The organism is Arthrobacter sp. P1_D4 (genome assembly GCF_056406115.1).
In genome coordinates this window covers 1-1,270 of record NZ_JBFUAU010000042.1, presented here as the reverse complement: position 1 = coordinate 1,270, position 1,270 = coordinate 1, and the positions used below count along the sequence as shown (strand labels likewise).

The following is a 1,270-nucleotide window of genomic DNA, read 5'->3' as shown; positions in this document are numbered from 1 at the left end:
AACCGACAATGGCTGTTGGAGTCTTCGATCTCTTTTCCATCGGAATAGGGCCGTCCAGTTCCCACACGGTGGGACCGATGCGGGCCGCCGCGGTCTTCGCCGAGGAGCTCAAAACGTCCGGGGACCTGGAGAAGGTGGCGTCGCTGCGGGTGGACCTGTACGGCTCCCTCGCCGCCACCGGGCACGGGCACGGCACCATGACCGCGATCCTGCTGGGCCTGGAGGGCTTCCACCCCGAGCAGATCCTGCCCGAGGAAGTGGAGGGTCGGCTSGCCGCGATCGCCGAGACCGGCACCCTGCAGCTCGCCGGCGCGGGCGATGGGGACGGTGTTGCGCTGCCGTATGGGGTGCAGGACATGGTCCTGCGGCCGCTGACCATCCTGCCCCGGCACACCAACGGGATGACGTTCACGGTCTCCGACGSCGGCGGCGAAGTCCTGCACAAGGCGACGTTCTTCTCCGTGGGCGGCGGCTTCATTGTCCGCGAGGGCGAGGAGGACGCGGCCCTGAAGGAGCTCGACGAGTCGAAGAAGGAACTGCCGCTGCCGTTCCGCACGGCCGCGGAACTGCTGGGCCGCTGCCAGTCCAAGGGCCTCTCGATCGGGCAGATCATGTTCGTCAACGAGCGCGCCTCCCGGACCGAGGCGGAGATCCGGGACGGGTTGCTGCACATTTACTCGGTGATGGAAGGCTGCGTCGAGGTCAGCCTCAAGCGCGAAGGGCTGCTGCCCGGCGGGCTTAAGGTCCGCCGCCGGGCCCCGGACTGGCACAAGCGCCTGATGAAGGAAACCCTCGGCCAGGACCCCGAGTACCGGGATCCGAAGTACTGGCAGGAGTGGGTCAACCTGATCGCGCTGGCCGTGAACGAGGAAAACGCCTCCGGCGGCCGGGTCGTCACCGCCCCCACCAACGGCGCCGCCGGGATCATCCCGGCCGTGCTCTACTACGCGCTGCACTTCGCCCCCGGCATGGACCAGGCCACCCAGGCCGACCGGGACGACGTGGTGGTCAAGTTCCTGCTGACCGCGGCCGCGATCGGGGTGCTCTACAAGGAGCAGGCCTCCATCTCCGGCGCGGAAGTCGGCTGCCAGGGCGAGGTGGGCTCCGCGTCCTCGATGGCGGCCGCCGGCCTGGCCGAAGTCATGGGCGGCACGCCCCAGCAGGTGGAGAACGCCGCGGAAATCGCGATGGAACACAACCTGGGCCTGACCTGCGATCCGATCGGCGGGCTCGTGCAGGTCCCGTGCATCGAACGCAACGCGATCGCCGC

General features: G+C 68.9%; 1 protein-coding gene. It reads left to right on the top strand.

Annotation, left to right across the window (positions count from 1 at the left end):
* Positions 1-8 precede the first annotated feature (8 nt).
* Positions 9-1,270, top strand: a 1,262-nt coding sequence (locus AC1D0A_RS21890; protein WP_476946832.1) for an L-serine ammonia-lyase, incomplete at its 3' end; no start/stop codon positions are given.